Below are 17,001 nucleotides of genomic sequence, written 5' to 3'. Positions count from 1 at the left end.
ATTCAGACAAGGCCGCTCATCATGAGCGGCCTTGTCGCTTCTGGCGTATTCACCAGTGCCTGTCTGGATCCTCTACGTGGAGAGCCATGGCGCACGCACGGGATGAGCGCAGGATCCTGAGGGGTTTGCACCAGCAGAGCGAGCGGCGCCTCGCACGCCTCCTTGTGGCGACCCAGATTGTCATGGACCAGGGCGTGAAAGACGCGCCCCCTGCCTGTGGCAACCGCGCCAACCCTTGCTCCAGGGCCTCCCTGGCTAGGGCAGAAGCTGCCCAGCCTCAGCCCCAGCAAGGCACCGCGTAGTGTATCCCCGGTCAGCCCCAGGGCGATCAGCTCGTGATAGAGGGGAATGGCTTCCCGCTCGCGGCCGAGTCGATCGTGCAGGCTTGCCACCTCGTCATGGCCGGCATCCTGCGGCGTTCGCCCCAGCGGCGCAGACCATGCTGGCGGGCCTCCTCGATGCACCCCTCCGCTTTGAGGGCCATCCGTTCTCTCATCCGCTCTCCTTGCACCCGATGTCATGAGTCATGGCGCGAGCCTGCCGGGCTGTTCGGACGAACCCAAGTCGTTGAACCTGATGTGGGTGGTGAGGGACGAGGCGTGAGCCGAGCCCCAATGCAACAGACCCGCCTTGGGGGCGGGTCTGTTGTGGGACATCACTGCGGGTCTGACCACGCCTGGTCTTGCTGGCAAGGGGGATCAGTGCCCCTTGCCCGGCAGCATGCGCCGCAGCATATTGCTGCGCTGGCGCCAGGAGGTGAACACCAGGGCCGTCAGGTGCAGGGCGATCAGGCCTTGCAGCCCCCAGGTACACCAGGTGTGCCAGTCATAGGCTTCCAGCTCGAAACCCAGTTCAGTGTTCTGAAACCAGCCGGTGAAGCCGGTGGCGAGCACGGTCAGCCAGATGGCCCAGACCGCCAGCTTGCCGCTGCCGTGATGGCCGGGGGAGGCGGGCAGCCGCTCGCGCATCTCCCGCGCCTGCTGGTGAAAGTCCTCTCGGCTGGGGAGCAGGGCGCCCAGGCGGGCATCGCCTTTGGCCAGGGTCAGCCCCCACAGCAGGCGCAGACCGATGAGGGACATGGCAAGGTAGCCCAGCCACTCGTGCCACTGCTCCCCCGACTCATTGAGCCAGAGGTTGGCGATACAGGCGATGGCCAGCCCCCAGTGCGTCAGACGCACCAGGGGATCCCAGCGAAAGGGGTCAGCCTTTCTGCTTGGCATATTTGTGGTACTCCTTCTTCAGATCATTCACCTTGGCCAGGTGCTCACGGGCCTTGGCCTCGTCACCCGCCTTGAGGGCAGCCAGGCTGGCATCCAGCTCGCTCTGCACCTCGGTGAGGCCCTCCAGGAACTTCTCCTTTTTGGCCGTCGGCATCTGGCGTGTCTTGGCTTCGTCGATCTCGGCGCGCATCTGGTTGATGTGCTTCTCCATGGTGGCCGGATCGCTCGCCTTGGTGGCCTGCTTGTAGTTGAAGCCCATCTTCTTCATCGGCTGCTCCAGATCACCTGCCAGGGCGGGCAGGGTGAAGAGGCCGAACATCAGCGGCAGCAGCAGGGGGCGAACGGTATTCAACATGGGATCTCCTTATTCGATAACGACATGCGTGGGCTGCAATTGAACCCTTTATTGGGTTCTTACCCTGCATGATGCCACGAGGTACCGTGAACCGTTTGTGAATAGTTGGTTTTTTTGTGACAAAGGGTGACAGAGGGTTGACGGGGCGACACGAGTTGCCGGCCGTGGAGTTCATCCTGGCGTGCGCTGCCCGCGACCAGTGGCGGGGACTGCGATCCCAGGGCTGCGAGCAGGAAGAAGGGCCCCGCGGGGCCCTTGGTCATGTTCGTATATGGGGGGGCTGCGCCCTGTTACTGGGGGAGCAGGCTGTAGGCGAGGCTCTGATCGTTGAAGCGCACCAGATGGGGTCCCCTTGCCTGGGTGCCTATGTCTGCGCCGCCCGGCTCGGCGATACCGTCCCCATTGCTGTCCCCATAGCCCTGGGTCCAGTCGCCCTTGACGTCAAACTTGAAGCGTTGAGCGCCATTGGCATCGCCGGCGCCGGTGAAGTCGACGCTGGCCTGCCACAGGTGATCGCCGACCAGGGTCATGGTCGTGTTGCCCCAGCCGTTGACAGTGCCGCGCAGGTTGAGCGTGGGGAAGTTACTGGCAGCGTCGCCGCCGATCGGACTCAGGCTGTAGTGCAGGGTCAGATCGTTGAAACGAACCAGATAGGAGCCTGTCACCTGGGTGGCGATGTCGGCCCCTGCCTGCTCAGCCACGCCATCCTGATTGCTGTCGCCATAGTTCTGGCTCCAGTCCCCCTTGACGTCGAACTTGAAGCGCTGGTTGGTCTGACCGTCGAAGGTGACCTGAGCCTGCCACTGATTGTCGGCGACCAGGGTCATGGCAAGGGATCCCCAGCCGTTGGCGGTGCCGCGAAAGTGCAGGCTCGGCAGCGCGCTGGCGTAGGTGCCATTGTCGTCGGCGACGGTCACGGTGGCGCTGGCACTGGCGGTCAGTCCCTCGGCATCGGTGACCGTCACGGTGACGGTGTGAGTGCCAGGGGTGTCGAACTGGACCGTCTCGCTGGCGCCGGTACCGCCGCTGGACCAGAGGTAGCTCACCACGCCGCCGTCGTCGCTGGAGGCGGAGGCATCGAACACCACGCTCTCACCTGTCTTGACGCTAAGTGTCTTGGGGGAGAGGGCGGCGACCGGCGCCTGATTGCTGCCGAGGGCCGTGATCGAGTAGCTGAGATCGCTCTCCTTCAGGGCGATGCGGTAGCTGCCCGCGCCGCTGAACAGGATGTCCTGGGCGCTGCCCTTGTCGGCGATGCCGTCCCCCTCGTTGTCGCCATAGCTCTCGGTCCAGTTGCCGAAGACGTCGAACTTGAAGCGCTGGGCACCGGTGGCGTCACCCGCGCCGCTGAAGTTGACGATGGCGGACCAGATGCGCTGCTCGTCCACCGTCATCTGGCTGGTACCCCAGCCGTTGTGGGTGCCGCGCAGGGTCATGCTGCCGAACTTGTTGCCCGGCAGGACTGAACCACCGCAGGGGCTGGTCTTGGTGCAGCCCGCGACCATGGCGGCGGCCTTCATGGCGGGGACGTTCAGGCTGGCCTTGCCGCTGCCGTCGACCTGGATGTAGGTGCCGCTGCAGTAGTCGTTGCCATTGAGGATGTTGCAATACTCGCCGGCCGGCAGGCCGGTCTGCACCGAGGCCACCAGGCTGCCGCTCTCGTTGTTGATGGCGACGAAGCCCTTGTCCCCCCGACCGAAGGCTATCTGGTTGTTGCCGTTGTCCCACCAGTGGCTGACTGGCTGGCCTTGGGTGCTGTTGTGGAACAGGGCCATGTTCATGATCTGGGGGCGGCGCTGTTCACAGTTCCACTGACCATCGCTGCACGGTGTGCTGGCGGGCGCCCCCTTGTCGGTCTCGTACTTGCCCATGTCCTCGAAGCGATAGCCGGACATCACCTGCTTCCAGCCATAGGGCCAGGCCATCATGAAGGTGTTGGCCAGCTCGTAGCGGGCGCCGCTCATGAAGGTGAGCATGCCGCCGCCACCGTGGCCCCGCTCGCGGTCGTGGTTGACCACGAAGACGAAGGCCTTGCCGGATGGGAGCAGGCCCCAGCTCTCGCCCAGGGTCTTGAGCTGCTTGATCTGGCCGTTGAAGTTGGCGGCGAGATCCGTGCCGTACTTGAACTCGGTGACGGTGTCGACATAGGTGTAACGGCCTGGCTGGATGTCGGGGGACTCGCCGCCTGCGCCTATCACCTCCAGGTAGGCCCTGGGGCTGCCCGCCTTGTCGAGGATCGCCTTCACATCGGCGGGGGGCATGTGCTTGGCCGCATCGATGCGAAAGCCCGCCACGCCCCAGCCGAGCAGGGTTTTCATGTAGCCGGCTATCTGATCCTGCACATAGGGGGACTCCGTCTTCAGATCCGGCATGCCGTAGAGGGCGCCGTTCCAGACGTTGTTGCTGTCGCCGTAGTTGCTGATGTCACCGCTGTGGTGAAAGTCGTTGTAACCGAACTGGGGATACTGGAACTGGCCCGAGTGGTAGCTGCCACCGCCGGTGGCGGTGCCCGAGCCCGATGCCAGCTGGTTGAAGACGGCGTCGGCGTAGATCTTGACCCCGGCCGCGTTGCAGCGGGCTACCATGCTCCTGAGCTCTGCCTCGCTGCCGCCCAAGCTGTTGAAGTTGTTGAAGCTGACCGGTTGATAGACGGTCCACCAGTACTCGCTGCCCTGCTTGTGCTGCGCCGGCGGGGTGATCTGCACCGAGCCAAATCCCTTGGGACCCAGTACCTGTTCGCACTCGTTGGCGATGTCGTTGAACTTCCATTGGAACAGATGAACCATGACCCCTTCTGCCGTGGCAGCCTGGCTCAATGAGCCCAGTGCCGCGGCGAGGATGGCGGTTCGAAACAGTGTGGTGTGCATGACGATTTTCCCTTCGATCTTGTTATTGGCTGTCACAGTCGCTTTTTCGAACGGACATCGAACAATCCTCGTTCGGTTGATCAGCATTGATGAAATAGCGGTGCGTGAAAATAGAAGGGCGGGGATAAGTTGAGAAGTGTGAGTGAAAATGCTTTCAACGGCAGAGAACGTCATCGATCCGACGACAAAGGCTGAAAGCGGTTTCTTGAGGGGCGAAGGTAGGAAAAATGGAAGGGCCCGCAGCGGCGGGCCCTTCGAGGATGGGCGCTTACTCGCCCTGCTCGCGCGCGATGGCGCGCCAGCCGATGTCCCGGCGGCAGAAGACGCCCTGCCACTGCACCTGGTCGGCCAACTGGTAGGCGCGGGCCTGGGCCTGGGCCACCGTCTCCCCGAGGGCGGTAGCGCACAGGACGCGCCCGCCGCTGGTGACGACGGTGTCGCCCTCGAAGCGGGTGCCGGCATGGAACAGTTTCTCGCCCGGCACCTCTTCTTCTGGCAGGCCGCTGATGGGCAAGTCCTTGGCGTAATCACCGGGATAGCCGCCGGCCGCCAGCACCACACCGATGGCGGCGCGGGGATCATAGACGGCCTCCTGGCCTTCCAGCTCGCCGGCGCAGGCCGCGAGGCAGAGTGCCACCAGATCGGACTGCATCCGCAGCATGATGGGCTGGGTCTCGGGGTCGCCGAAGCGGCAGTTGAACTCGATCACCTTGGGGTTGCCTTCGGCATCGATCATCAGGCCGGCGTAGAGGAAGCCGGAATAGCGATTGCCTTCCGCGGCCATGCCGCGCACCGTCGGCATGATCACCTGCTCCATGGCGCGCTGGTGCACCAGGTCGGTCACCACGGGCGCGGGGGAGTAGGCCCCCATGCCACCGGTGTTGAGACCGGTATCGCCATCGCCGACCCGCTTGTGATCCTGGCTGGTGGCCATGGGCAGCACCTGCTCGCCGTCCACCATGACGATGAAGCTGGCCTCCTCGCCGGTGAGGAACTCCTCGATCACCACCCGGGCACCGGCATCGCCGAAGGCGTTGCCGGAGAGCATGTCACGCACCGCCTCTTCGGCCTCTTCGAGGGTCATGGCGACGATCACCCCTTTACCGGCCGCCAGGCCGTCGGCCTTGATGACGATGGGGGCACCCTGCTGGCGCAGGTAGGCCAGGGCCGGCTCCACCTCGGTGAAGTTCTGGTAGGCGGCGGTGGGGATGGCGTGGCGCGCCAGGAAGTCCTTGGTGAAGGCCTTGGAGCCCTCCAACTGGGCGGCGGCGGCGGTGGGGCCGAAGATGGTCTGCCCCTCGGCGCGAAACGCATCCACCACCCCTTTCACCAGGGGGGCTTCCGGGCCGACTATGGTCAGCCCTATCTGCTGCTCCTTGGCGAAGGCCAGCAGGGCCGGGATGTCGGTGGCCTCGATGGCGACGTTCTCGACGCCCGGCTCGAGGCGGGTGCCCGCATTGCCGGGGGCCACGAACACCTGGCTCACCAGGGGGGATTGTTTGGCCTTCCAGGCCAGGGCGTGTTCGCGACCGCCATTACCAATTACCAATACTTTCATGTCTGGGCTCTCGAATAGGGATCAGGGTCGGATCCGAGAGGGCTGCCTGGGCAGCCCTCTTCTGATGATCAGTGGCGGAAGTGGCGCATGCCGGTGAACACCATGCACATGCCGTGTTCGTCGGCGGCGTCGATCACCTCGCTGTCGCGCATGGAGCCACCGGGCTGGATGACGCAGGAGATGCCTGCGGCGGCGGCGGCATCGATGCCGTCGCGGAACGGGAAGAAGGCGTCGGAGGCCATGACGGAACCCGCCACGGTCAGCCCCTCATCGGCCGCCTTGATGCCGGCTATCTTGGCCGAGTAGACGCGGCTCATCTGGCCGGCGCCGACGCCTATGGTCTGGCCGTCTTTGGCGTAGACGATGGCGTTGGACTTGACGAACTTGGCCACCTTCCAGCAGAACAGCAGGTCTTTGAGCTCGGCTTCGGTCGGCTGGCGCTTGCTGACCACGGTCAGATCCCCCAGGGTGACCATGCCGTGATCCCGCTCCTGCACCAGCAGGCCGCCGTTGACGCGCTTGAGGTCAAACCCTTGCGCCGGCGCCGTCCACTGGCCGCATTCCAGCAGGCGCACGTTCTGCTTGGCGGCCACGGCGTCGCGGGCGGCCTGGCTGATGCTGGGGGCGATGATCACCTCCACGAACTGGCGGGCGACGATGGCGGCGGCGGTGGCGCCATCCAGTTCGCGGTTGAAGGCGATGATGCCGCCAAAGGCCGAGGTGGGGTCGGTCTGGTAGGCGCGGTCATAGGCACCCAGCAGATCGCCGCCGATGGCGACGCCGCAGGGGTTGGCGTGCTTGACGATGACGCAGGCCGGCTCACTGAACTCCTTCACGCACTCCAGCGCCGCGTCGGTGTCGGCGATGTTGTTGTAGGAGAGCGCCTTGCCCTGCAGTTGGATGGCGCTGGCCACCGAGCCCGGTGCGGCCTGCTCTTCGGCGTAGAAGGCGGCGGCCTGGTGGCTGTTCTCGCCGTAGCGCATGTCCTGCTTCTTGATGAACTGGGCGTTGAAGGTGCGCGGGAAGCGGGACTCCTCGTCGCCTTCCTTGTTGTCGCCGTAGGAGGGCACCAGGGTGCCGAAGTAGTTGGCGATCATGCCGTCGTAGGCGGCGGTGTGCTCGAAGGCGGCGATGGCCAGATCGAAGCGGGTGGCCAAGGTCAGGCTGTTGCCGTTGCCGTCCATCTCGGCGATGACGCGCGCGTAATCGGCCGCCTTGACGACTATGGTGACATCCTTGTGGTTCTTGGCGGCGGAGCGCACCATGGTCGGGCCGCCGATGTCGATGTTCTCGACGGCGTCAGCCAGGGTGCAACCAGGCTTGGCCACGGTGGCGGCGAAGGGATAGAGGTTGACGACGACCATGTCGATGGGGGAGATAGCGTGCTGGGCCATGATGGCGTCATCCTGGTCGCGACGGCCGAGGATGCCACCGTGAACCTTGGGATGCAGGGTCTTGACCCGGCCGTCCATCATCTCGGGGAAACCCGTGTAGTCGGAGACCTCGGTCACCGGCAGGCCGGCGTCGGCCAGCAGCTTGGCGGTGCCGCCCGTCGAGAGCAGAGCCACGCCGCGCTCGTTGAGTGCCTTGGCAAATTCCAGTATGCCGGTCTTGTCAGAAACACTCAGCAGTGCACGGCGAATGGGCCTGGCTTGTTCCATCACTCTATCGTCCTCAGGGTGCGGGGACTTCCATGCAGGCTGTGTAAGCACCATGACACAGAGAGTCCCCAAATAAATGGATGTGGGGGTATTTCGCAAACCACTCTGGGGCCCGGGAGGGCAAGAGTGGTTTAGGAAATGCCCGCTTGGTGCGGCGCTCTCTTGTGGGCGCGTATTCTACACAAAAAATGTGAGCCGTGGTGGATTTTTTGTCGCGGCAACCCCTTGCGCCACAAGGGGCTAAACGTTTTTCTTGGGTTGATTGGTAAACGTTTTTATTTTTAGTGAGTTAGGGGTAAAGGCGAGGCGGTCAGGGGGATCCTGTGTTGTTTCCGGCCCTTGGCTGGCAATTTGGTGGCAAAGGCGGGATAGTGACAAGGTTTGGCTTCAAATGGATTTTTTTGACAGCCTGGGTTCATAACGGTGGCCCATGGAGGCCGGGTTGAGGGGGAGACATGTACCGGATTGGAGAGCTGGCCAAGGCGTGCGGGGTCAAGGCCGACACCCTGAGGTTTTACGAAAAGAGCGGGCTGATCGCCCCCAGCATTCGCAACGAGTCCGGCTATCGGCTCTATGGCGAGCAGGACAGGCGGCGGCTCGAATTCATCATTCGCGCCAAGTCGGTGGGCTTCTCCCTGATGGACATAGGCGAGCTGCTCGCCCTCGATACCAACAAGGCCAGCGTGACCTGCCAGGAGGTGAAGGCGGTGGCCGATGCCAAGCTGGTACAGGTGGAGCAGAAGATAATGGAGCTGACCCGCTTTCGTGAGAACCTGAGGGCGCTGTCCGACATCTGCTGCGGCGGCCCCCGCTCGGCGCAGCACTGCGCCATCCTGGAGACCCTGGAGTCCGGCGCCCCGTCCCGCCACGAGCATCACGATCATCGCCATGAATAGGGTCTGGGGAACGGGGGGCGACCCCCTTGCCCCGGCGGTGATTCAATGACAGAATCGCCGGGTTTTTGACCGGTTCGGGTTGCCGGGCGCGGCCTGCCGAGGCTGCCTCAACCCCTGAATGAAGAGCGTGACAATGAGGAGCCATCATGGCCAAGAAGAGGAAGGATGACGTCAGCATGGCGTCTGTGATGACAACCCGGGAGCCGGGTTATGCCCATCGACGGGGCGAGATCAAGGATAACCACCTGCAGGCGCTGCTGACGGATCCGCTGTTTCGCAGCCGGGTCGAGCCGAGCAGGAAGGGCAAGGGGAGTTACCAGCGCAAGGCCAAGCACGGCCAGCGGTGGGAGCCCGGCCAACAGCGGATGATCCACGTCTGCTGCTGAGCGGGTTTCTGCCGCGAGGCATGACTGAAACAGAGAGGGTGCCATGGGCACCCTCTCTGTTTTGGTGGTGAAGCCAGACCTTGATGCCCCGTCGGCTTATTCATCCATAAAGAGCTCGAGCAGCACATTGAGGTAACGATGGCCCAGGGCCGTCAGTTGCCAGTGATCCCCGTGATCGTCGATCAGCTCCTTGCTGTGGGCGATGTCGAGCATGGTCTCGACCCGCTCCAGGGGCAGGCCGGTATAGGCTTCGAACTCCCACTTGGGCACGGGTTCGAACAGGCGGAAGCGGTTCATGAAGTACTCCAGCGGCAGATCCGCCGCCGCCACCTGCCACTGGCTGTCGAGGTAGTCCCGCGCCGGATCCAGATAGCCCTTGGGGTGTTTGACCTTGGCGCTGCGCAGCACCTGTTGTCCCGCCAGATCCGTCACCTTGCCGTGGGCGCCGCAGCCGATGCCCAAGTAGTCGCCAAAGCGCCAGTAGTTGAGGTTGTGGTGGCACTGGTAACCCTCCTTGGCGTAGGCGGAGATCTCGTACTGACGATAGCCCCGGGCGGTGAGCAGGGCATGGCCCCGCTCATAGATGTCCCAGAGGATGTCGTCATCGGGCAGGGTGGGCGGCTTGGAGGCAAACGCCGTGTTCGGCTCTATGGTGAGCTGATACCAGGAGAGATGGGGCGGCGCGCAGTCGATGGCCTGCTGCAGGTCGTAAAGCGCATCGTCCAGGCTCTGATCCGGCAGGCCGTGCATCAGATCCAGGTTGAAGGTGGGCAGCGCGATGGCGTGGGCCAGGGCGGCAGCCTTGCGCGCCTCCTCTGGGCCGTGGATGCGGCCGAGCCGGGTCAATTTGTCTTGCTGGAAGCTCTGCACCCCGATGGAGATGCGGTTGATGCCGGCCCGCTGGAAGCCGGCGAACTTGTCCGCCTCCACCGTGCCCGGGTTGGCCTCCATGGTGATCTCGCAGTTCGTCATCAGAGGAATGCGCGAGCGCACCCCGTCCAGCAGCGCCTGCATCGCCTCCACGGAGAGCAGACTCGGCGTGCCACCGCCGATAAAGATGGAGGAGAGGGCCCGACCCTGAGCCCACTTGAGATCCTGGCTCAGATCCTCCAGCAGGGCGGCCACATATTCCATGTGCGGCAGCTCCCCCTTCTGGGCATGGGAGTTGAAGTCGCAGTAGGGGCACTTCTGGACACACCAGGGCACATGAATATAGAGGGAGAGGGGCGGCAGTTGCAGCATGGGGCTTCCAATGATCAAACAGGGGCCGATGGATTGGCCCTGGTAGCAGATGAGGATACGGGCTCGTCGAACCAGGGCTCAGCGAACAAACGGGGGCTGATGGCCCCCATTGTAGATGACAACGGTAGATGACAACGCAAACCTGGGTCTGTCGCTGCGCCTGAACTCAGTGCGTCGCCGCCAGTGCGGCCTTGAGCTTGGCCAGAGCCTGGCCGCGGTGGCTGAGGCGGTTCTTGAGCTCGCTCGGCATCTGGGCGGCGCTGCAATCCTCGTCGGGCACGAAGAAGACGGGGTCATAGCCAAAGCCCTGTTCACCGCGGGGCGCATCCAGGATGAGCCCCTCCCAGCTCGCCTGACAGATGATGGGGGTGGGATCGTCGGCGTGGCGCATATAGACCAGCACGCACCAGAAGCGGGCGCTCTTGAGGTTGTCGGGGGCGCCGTTGAGCTCGGTCAGCAGCTTGTCGATGTTCTCCCTGTCGCTGGCCTGATCCCCGGCGAAGCGAGCGGAATAGACCCCGGGGCGACCATGGAGCAGATCCACTTCCAGACCGGAGTCGTCGGCCACGGCGGGCAGGCCGGTGAGGCGGGCGGCGTGGCGCGCCTTGATGATGGCGTTCTCGACGAAGGTGGTGCCCGTTTCGTCGGCATCGGGCACGGCAAACTCGCTCTGGGGGATCACCTGGATCTTCATGTCGGCCAACATGGCGGCCAATTCCTTGACCTTCTTCTGGTTTCCTGTTGCCAGGACAAGCTTGTTCATCGTGCACCTCCGCAAAAATAACCTGCGCATTCTACGGGCAGGGCAGCGCCAATCAAAGGGGCAATTGTCGAGTTTGTGGCGCCCGGGGGCGGGCGATGGGCCGGATCGCGCCAAGCCGGCCAGCCCGGCGCTCACAGGGTGAGGCCGTCTGGCTCGAGCAGGGTGAGCGCGCCGCCATAGACGGCCCCCGTGTCTATCCAGCAGAGGTTGCCGTGGCGCCACCAGCCGGCGCGCAGCGGGGTGTGGCCCATCACCACCAGATCGACATGGGCGATCCGCGTCTGGGGCAGGGCGGGGTCTTGCAGCAGGCGCAGCAGGCGGCCGCGCTCCCACAGGAGAGTTTCCCTGTGTCTGGCCAGAAAAGCCGGGGTGAGCGCATCCCAATCGTCCGCCACCGGATCGGCATGCACCAGGCCGATGCGCCGACCCAGGGCGGTCTGCAGGGTGAGGGCCAGGGGCAAGCGGGCCAGCTGGGGCAGCCGCGCCCGGACCCCAGCCTGTTCCCGGGGGCTGAGGGCATCAAACCAGGCGCCCCCGTTGCGACGCCAGTGCGCCCTGGCCTGGGGATCGGCGCAGGTCAGGGCGCTGTGCAGCATGGCCTCGTGGTTGCCGAGCACCGCATGAAACCAGGGCTGGTCGAGCAGGGCCAGGCAGCCCGGGCTCTCTTCGCCCCGGTCGATGAGATCCCCCACCGAGCAGAGCCTGTCCCCGGCCGCCGGATCAAAGTCGAGGCGCGCCAGGGCCTGGTTGAGCTGGGCCAGGCAGCCGTGCAGATCCCCGACGATCAGGGTGCGACCGGGGATGGAGATGACAGGGGGCATGGGACCTCCGGGTGTCCGCCAGCCAGGCGATGATCGGGTGTCGTGGGGGAGTGATTTCTCATATGGAATAACATTGGTGAGTAAATACCATTTCTGTTCATTTCACTGAGCCAGTAGACTGCCGCCCCACTCCAGTAAGCTTAGGCCTCCCCAGGCCCGTATGAGGTAAGTCATGCCCCTGATCCTGTTACTCGTGCTCTTGGTGCTGTTCAGCCCACTGGCCATCGACATCTATCTGCCGGCCATCCCGCAGATGGCCGAGCAACTGGGGGCCGACGTGACCCTGATGCAGGGCACCATCACCTGGTTTTTGTTCAGCATGGGACTGGGGCAGCTGCTGGTGGGGCCGCTGGCCGATCGCTACGGCCGCAAGCCGATCGCCCTGTGCGGCGTGCTGCTCTATGGCCTGAGCGCCCTGGGGGCCAGCTTCGCCGCCAGCCTGGGGGAGCTGATGCTGGCCCGGGTGCTGCAAGGCTTCGGCGCGTGCGCCACCTCGGTCGCCGCCTTCTCCGTGGTGCGTGACAGCTATGGCCCCAAGAAGAGCGGCCAGATGATCTCCTATCTCAACGGCGCCATCTGCTTCATCCCGGCGCTGGCCCCCCTGCTCGGTGGCTGGTTGACCGCCCAGGCGGGCTGGTCCGCGAACTTCTGGTTCATGGCGGGTTATGCCGCCCTGGTCGGTTGCTGGCTGGTGTGGCGCATGCCGGAGACCCGCCCCGAGGAGACCCGCAGCGAGGGGGCCCTGATCAGCTGGGAGCGTTACAGCCCTGTGCTGCGCTCCCCCAGCTTCCTGTTCAATGCCAGCCTCTGCATGCTGGCGATGGCGGTGATCCTGGCCTATGTCACGGCGGCGCCGGTGCAGCTGATGGTCAAGCTGGGACTGGACATGAACGGCTTCAGCCACTGGTTCACCGCCAATGCCGTCCTCAATATCGCCACCTGCTTCCTGGCACCGCGCTTCATCGCCAGGGTCGGCCCCAGGCGCACCCTGCGTCTCGGCTTGCTGGTGATCTGCCTGTCGGCCCTGATGCTGACCCTGGTGCAGCATATTCCCCATCCCCTGGCCATGATGGGTCCGGTATTCCTCTCCAGCATCGGGTTCGCCATGGTGCTGGGGGCTGCCGCCGGCATGGCGCTGGCCCCCTTCGGGCACTGCGCCGGCACCGCCGCCGCCCTGCTGGGCCTGCTCCAGATGAGCGGGGCCGGTGCCCTGGTCGGGCTCACGGGGGCCCTGATGCCGGACCCCCTCAATCAGCTTGCCCTGCACATGTGGCTGCTGCTGCCGCCTCTGCTGGTGCTGCTGACCCGCCGTGGCCGCAGCCTCTGCGTCAATGGCTGAGGGATGTAGAAGAAGACGGGGGCCCAGGCCCCCGTCTTTGTTTTTGCCCCTGGTGCCGCCCATCCGGTCAGAAGCTGTCTGAGCCCAGGCCCCTGCGGGGCCTGACCCTCGATGGCGAGAAGAGGGAGAAGTTGGCCTGAACAGTGAGCAAGTTGTGCGCAAAATCGTTTATTGTTGATTATTTGTGTCAATAAAGCGCGTTAATTCGGGTTTATTTATCCAATGGGTGAGAAAATATCATTGTGATACGCGTTTCTATTGTCCGGGGTTGGGGTTATATTCTGCGCGCCTCTTGGCTCCCTTTCATTGCTGATCGAAGAGGGGGCAAGATGCCTGTGATGGCAACGATGCCATCTCTCCAATTTCTTGAGGGTATGCACATGAACAAAGTACTGGTAGCCGGTATCCTGGGTCTGATGTTGACCGCCTGTGGTCAGAAAGAAGAAGCGGCGACCCCTGCCGCTGACGTTGCTGCCAAAGTAGAACAAGCCGCCAGCGAAGCCGGTGCCACCGTCGAGCAGGCCGCCAGCGACGCCGCCGACAAGGTCGAAGCCGCCGTGAGCGATGCCAAGGCCAACTAAGCCGGCTCTGCCTTGAGAGACGGGCCCGGGGATCTCCCCGGGCCCGTTTTCATTGCTGCTCCCGCTCAGAGGCGCGCCAGTCGGGGTTGAGCAGGGCGGTCAGCACATGATCCTCCCAGCGGCCATTGATCATCAGGTAGTCGCGGGCATACCCCTCCCGCTCGAAGCCGAGCCGGGCCAGCAGGGCGGCGCTGCGCAGATTGGCCGGCATGTGGCTGGCCATGATGCGGTGCAGCCCCAGCTCGCCGAACAGGTAGTCGATTCCCCCCTGCACCACCTCCTGCATCAGCCCCTGGCCCTGGTGGGCCTCATCGATCGAGTAGCCCAGGTGACAGGCCTGGAACATGCCATGGACTATGTTGGTGAAGTTGCAGGTAGCGATCACCCTCTCCCCGCTGCCGTCGAGGGCCACCAGGTTGACTGCCTGGCCTGCGAAGAACTGGGCATAGCTCTCCCGCAGACGGGTGAACCAGCAGGCCAGGGTGTAGAACTCGGGGTCACGTCTTGGTTCCCAGGGGGCCAGGTGCCGGCGGTTGCGCAGGTAATAGTCGAGCATCAGATCCGCCCGCTCGGGGGGCAGCACGGTGAGCCGGGTGCGCGCCGTCGTCAGGTGAGGCAGGGCCATCAGGCATCCCTCTGCTGCAGCCATTCGTCCCGCAGCAGGCCGTAGAGGGCGTGATCCAGCACCCTGTCCCCCAGCCGCTCGGCCCGGCGCACTACCCCCTCCTGACGCATGCCGAGCCGCTCGCACAGGGCCCGGCTCGGTTCGTTGTCGAGGGCGGCACTGATCTCCACCTTCTCCATGACCATCTCCTCGAAGGCATGATGGATGAGGGCGCGGCAGGCGCGCGTGACGATGCCGTTGCCCTGCCAGCGCTCCGCCAGCCAGTAACCCAGGGTCACCTTGCCCAGGCTGTGGTCGATCCGGTTGTAGCTGATGATGCCGACCAGATCCCCCTGATATTCGATGGCGGTGGTGAGGGACTCGCCCCAGGCGAACCCCTCGATGGCATGGCGGATGAAGGTGGCCGTGTCGTCGTGGCGCTGGATGAGGGGAGGCCAGGGCAGCCACTGGGCGAGGTAATCCCGGTTCTGTCGACAGAGGGCGTACAGTTCGGTCGCCATGTCGGGCTGCAAGAAGATCAGCGCCAGTTCGTCATCCAGCTGCCAGGTGAACATAGGGTCTCTCCATCCATGCCATCGCGTTGTGTGGTGCCAATGTAGCCAATCGGCCCGTGGAGTGCCATGGGGTCGTCATCGTCTGCCGGTGTGCGAACCGGTACGGCGAAGCATATGGGGACCCTGTGACAGATACGCCGAATATGGGGGGGCATTTGGCCCCGGACTCCCCGCCACTGGCACAAGATGCTGAGTCGGTCGCCTTCAGGCCCCCCCCAGGGGGGCATCAGCAGATCCTGCTACCCCTTTGTGCTGACTTGTCAGTTTTGACAGGGCGCAATCTGGCGGGCGCTCGCTAGCTTAGAGGCGCCGGGAGTGGCCCGGCATATCATCGATTTTAAGGAAAGCTGAGATGAACAGAGTCTATGTGGCCGTCGCGCTGGCCTGCTGGGGCGGCATTGCCCTGGCGGCCGAGCAGGTAACCATCACCCAGGTCGCGGGCATGCAAGGGGCGCCGAGTGGCGCGGCCGGAGTGAGCGCACTGGCAGGGGAGGGGGAGTATCGCCAGGTGCGGGCCGTCACCCTGCCCAATGGTCAACAGCGGGTCCGCTATGAGCAGACCTGGCACGGGATCCCGGTCTGGGGTCAGGTGCTGGTGGCCGAGCAGTCTCTCGGCGGCCAGGTCAGCAAGCTGTCCGGTCAGATGCTGCGCCAGATCGAGGGCGATCTCGCCAGCCCGAAAGCCAGCCTCTCCCCCGCCGACGCGGCGGCCAAGGCCCGCGCCGGGGCCAAGGGCAGCAACGAGCGGGTCAAGCTGTTCGTGGTGCAGGATGAGGCGGGCCAGGCCCGGCTGGTCTACCTGGTCTCCTGGCTGGCGGCGAGCGAAGTGCCGAGTCGCCCCTTCGTGATGGTGGATGCCAACAGCGGCGCCGAGCTCAAGCGCTGGGAGGGGATCAACCACCAGAACGCCGGTGGTCCCGGGGGCAACATCAAGACAGGGAAGTACTTCTATGGTGCCGATTTCGGCCCCCTGCTGGTCGATGCCAACTGCCGCATGAGCAGCACCCATGTCGATACCATCAACATGAACCATGGCACCTCGGGGGGATCCGTCCACCAGTTCACCTGCCCGGAGAATACGGTCAAGGAGATCAACGGCGCCTACTCTCCCCTCAACGACGCCCACTACTTCGGCAACGTGGTGTTCGACATGTACCGCAACTGGTACAACACGGCGCCGCTGAGCTTCAAGCTCAAGATGCGGGTGCACTACAGCCGCAACTACGAGAACGCCTTCTGGGACGGCAGCCAGATGACCTTCGGCGACGGTGCCACCACCTTCCACCCCCTGGTGAGCCTGGACGTGGCCGCCCACGAGGTGAGCCACGGTTTCACCGAGCAGAACTCGGGGCTGGTCTACTCGGGCCAGTCCGGCGGCATCAACGAGGCCTTCTCGGACATGGCGGGCGAGGCGGCGGAAAACTACATGAAGGGCAGCAACGACTGGCTGGTGGGGGCCCAGATCTTCAAGGGCAACGGCTCCCTGCGCTACTTCGAGGATCCGACCCGGGACGGCAGCTCCATCGGCCATGCCAGCGACTATCGCAACGGCATGGACGTACACCACAGCTCCGGGGTCTACAACCGCGCCTTCTACCTGCTGGCCAATACCAGCGGCTGGAACACCCGCAAGGCGTTCGAGGTGTTCGTGCTGGCCAACCGCCTCTACTGGGGTCCCAACACCAGCTTTGATCAGGGGGCCTGCGGCGTGACCAAGGCCGCCACGGATCTCGGTTACAGCATGAGCGACGTGGCGGCCGCCTTCAGCGCGGTCGGGGTCAATGCCGGCTGTGGCACCACCCCGCCCCCGCCGGGCAGCGTGCTGCAAAACGGGGTGCCGATGAGCAACCTCACCGCCGCCAAGGGGGGCAAACTGAACTTCACCGTCGAGGTGCCCGCCGGTCGCAGCCAGCTGGTGGTCGCCAGCAGTGGCGGCAGCGGTGATGCGGATCTCTACGTGAAGTTCGGCGCGGCGCCCACGGCGACCAGCTATGACTGCCGTCCCTACCAGAGCGGCAACACCGAGACCTGCACCCTCAATGCCCCTAGGGCGGGGATCTGGCATGTGCAGCTGAGCGGTTACAGCGCCTTCTCCGGCGTGACCCTCAAGGCCAGCTACTGAGCCTGAACGGG

General features: G+C 64.5%; 16 protein-coding genes. 5 read left to right on the top strand and 11 right to left on the bottom strand.

The features are described from left to right. Positions 1-2: 2 nt before the first annotated feature. The 6 genes from ACW5W4_RS14945 to purH form a co-directional block, all read right to left on the bottom strand. A complete protein-coding gene (locus tag ACW5W4_RS14945; RefSeq protein ID WP_456689901.1) occupies positions 3-392 on the bottom strand; it encodes a hypothetical protein in 390 nt (129 codons plus the stop codon). Positions 393-698: 306 nt separating this feature from the next. Then, positions 699-1,220: a cytochrome b/b6 domain-containing protein gene (locus ACW5W4_RS14940; RefSeq protein WP_456689900.1), complete on the bottom strand. Its 522-nt coding sequence runs from the start codon at positions 1,218-1,220 to the stop codon at positions 699-701. Continuing rightward, positions 1,201-1,575: a cytochrome b562 gene (locus ACW5W4_RS14935; protein WP_041995378.1), complete on the bottom strand. Its 375-nt coding sequence runs from the start codon at positions 1,573-1,575 to the stop codon at positions 1,201-1,203. Before ACW5W4_RS14935 ends, ACW5W4_RS14940 begins: the two co-directional genes overlap by 20 nt. Positions 1,576-1,865: 290 nt before the next feature. Further along, complete coding sequence (locus ACW5W4_RS14930; RefSeq protein WP_456689899.1) at positions 1,866-4,442, bottom strand: alpha amylase C-terminal domain-containing protein; 2,577 nt, start codon at positions 4,440-4,442, stop codon at positions 1,866-1,868. Between the two features lie 268 nt (positions 4,443-4,710). Continuing rightward, entirely contained in the window at positions 4,711-6,000 is a 1,290-nt protein-coding gene (gene purD / locus ACW5W4_RS14925) for a phosphoribosylamine--glycine ligase (RefSeq protein WP_427262168.1), read from the bottom strand. Between the two features lie 68 nt (positions 6,001-6,068). Further along, positions 6,069-7,661, bottom strand: a complete 1,593-nt coding sequence (gene purH, locus ACW5W4_RS14920; protein WP_456689920.1) for a bifunctional phosphoribosylaminoimidazolecarboxamide formyltransferase/IMP cyclohydrolase — start codon at positions 7,659-7,661, stop codon at positions 6,069-6,071. A 455-nt stretch (positions 7,662-8,116) separates the two neighbouring features. Here purH and zntR point away from each other — a divergent pair, with 455 nt between their 5' ends. Next, the gene (gene zntR, locus ACW5W4_RS14915; protein ID WP_427262167.1) at positions 8,117-8,557 is read left to right on the top strand and encodes a Zn(2+)-responsive transcriptional regulator; all 441 of its coding nucleotides are present in this window, start codon (positions 8,117-8,119) and stop codon (positions 8,555-8,557) included. A 146-nt stretch (positions 8,558-8,703) separates the two neighbouring features. Next, a complete protein-coding gene (locus ACW5W4_RS14910; RefSeq protein ID WP_456689898.1) occupies positions 8,704-8,943 on the top strand; it encodes an alternative ribosome-rescue factor A in 240 nt (79 codons plus the stop codon). Positions 8,944-9,039: 96 nt separating this feature from the next. On the opposite strand, the gene hemW is transcribed toward ACW5W4_RS14910, so the two are convergent. The 3 genes from hemW to ACW5W4_RS14895 form a co-directional block, all read right to left on the bottom strand. Further along, entirely contained in the window at positions 9,040-10,185 is a 1,146-nt protein-coding gene (gene hemW / locus ACW5W4_RS14905; RefSeq protein WP_456689897.1) for a radical SAM family heme chaperone HemW, read from the bottom strand. A 166-nt stretch (positions 10,186-10,351) separates the two neighbouring features. After that, positions 10,352-10,948: an RdgB/HAM1 family non-canonical purine NTP pyrophosphatase gene (gene rdgB / locus ACW5W4_RS14900; RefSeq protein ID WP_456689896.1), complete on the bottom strand. Its 597-nt coding sequence runs from the start codon at positions 10,946-10,948 to the stop codon at positions 10,352-10,354. A 131-nt stretch (positions 10,949-11,079) separates the two neighbouring features. Beyond that, on the bottom strand, positions 11,080-11,769 hold the full coding sequence (locus ACW5W4_RS14895) for a metallophosphoesterase (protein ID WP_456689895.1): 690 nt from the start codon (positions 11,767-11,769) through the stop codon (positions 11,080-11,082). 172 nt (positions 11,770-11,941) lie between these two features. Here ACW5W4_RS14895 and ACW5W4_RS14890 point away from each other — a divergent pair, with 172 nt between their 5' ends. Together ACW5W4_RS14890 and ACW5W4_RS14885 are read left to right on the top strand one after the other, a co-directional pair. Beyond that, positions 11,942-13,108 carry a multidrug effflux MFS transporter gene (locus ACW5W4_RS14890; protein WP_456689894.1) on the top strand — a complete coding sequence of 389 codons (1,167 nt, stop codon included), beginning with the start codon at positions 11,942-11,944 and terminating at the stop codon, positions 13,106-13,108. Between the two features lie 380 nt (positions 13,109-13,488). Further along, the gene (locus ACW5W4_RS14885; RefSeq protein ID WP_456689893.1) at positions 13,489-13,689 is read left to right on the top strand and encodes a hypothetical protein; all 201 of its coding nucleotides are present in this window, start codon (positions 13,489-13,491) and stop codon (positions 13,687-13,689) included. A gap of 49 nt (positions 13,690-13,738) precedes the next feature. On the opposite strand, the gene ACW5W4_RS14880 is transcribed toward ACW5W4_RS14885, so the two are convergent. Both ACW5W4_RS14880 and ACW5W4_RS14875 read right to left on the bottom strand, forming a co-directional pair. Then, positions 13,739-14,314, bottom strand: a complete 576-nt coding sequence (locus tag ACW5W4_RS14880) for a GNAT family N-acetyltransferase (RefSeq protein ID WP_456689892.1) — start codon at positions 14,312-14,314, stop codon at positions 13,739-13,741. Next, entirely contained in the window at positions 14,314-14,868 is a 555-nt protein-coding gene (locus tag ACW5W4_RS14875; protein WP_456689891.1) for a GNAT family N-acetyltransferase, read from the bottom strand. Before ACW5W4_RS14875 ends, ACW5W4_RS14880 begins: the two co-directional genes overlap by 1 nt. A gap of 352 nt (positions 14,869-15,220) precedes the next feature. Here ACW5W4_RS14875 and ACW5W4_RS14870 point away from each other — a divergent pair, with 352 nt between their 5' ends. After that, positions 15,221-16,990 (top strand): M4 family metallopeptidase, encoded by a 1,770-nt coding sequence (locus ACW5W4_RS14870; protein ID WP_456689890.1) that lies wholly within the window; start codon positions 15,221-15,223, stop codon positions 16,988-16,990. Positions 16,991-17,001 lie beyond the last annotated feature (11 nt).

It is taken from the genome of Aeromonas crassostreae (genome assembly GCF_054052445.1).
This window is presented reverse-complemented; position numbering and strand designations above follow the sequence as displayed.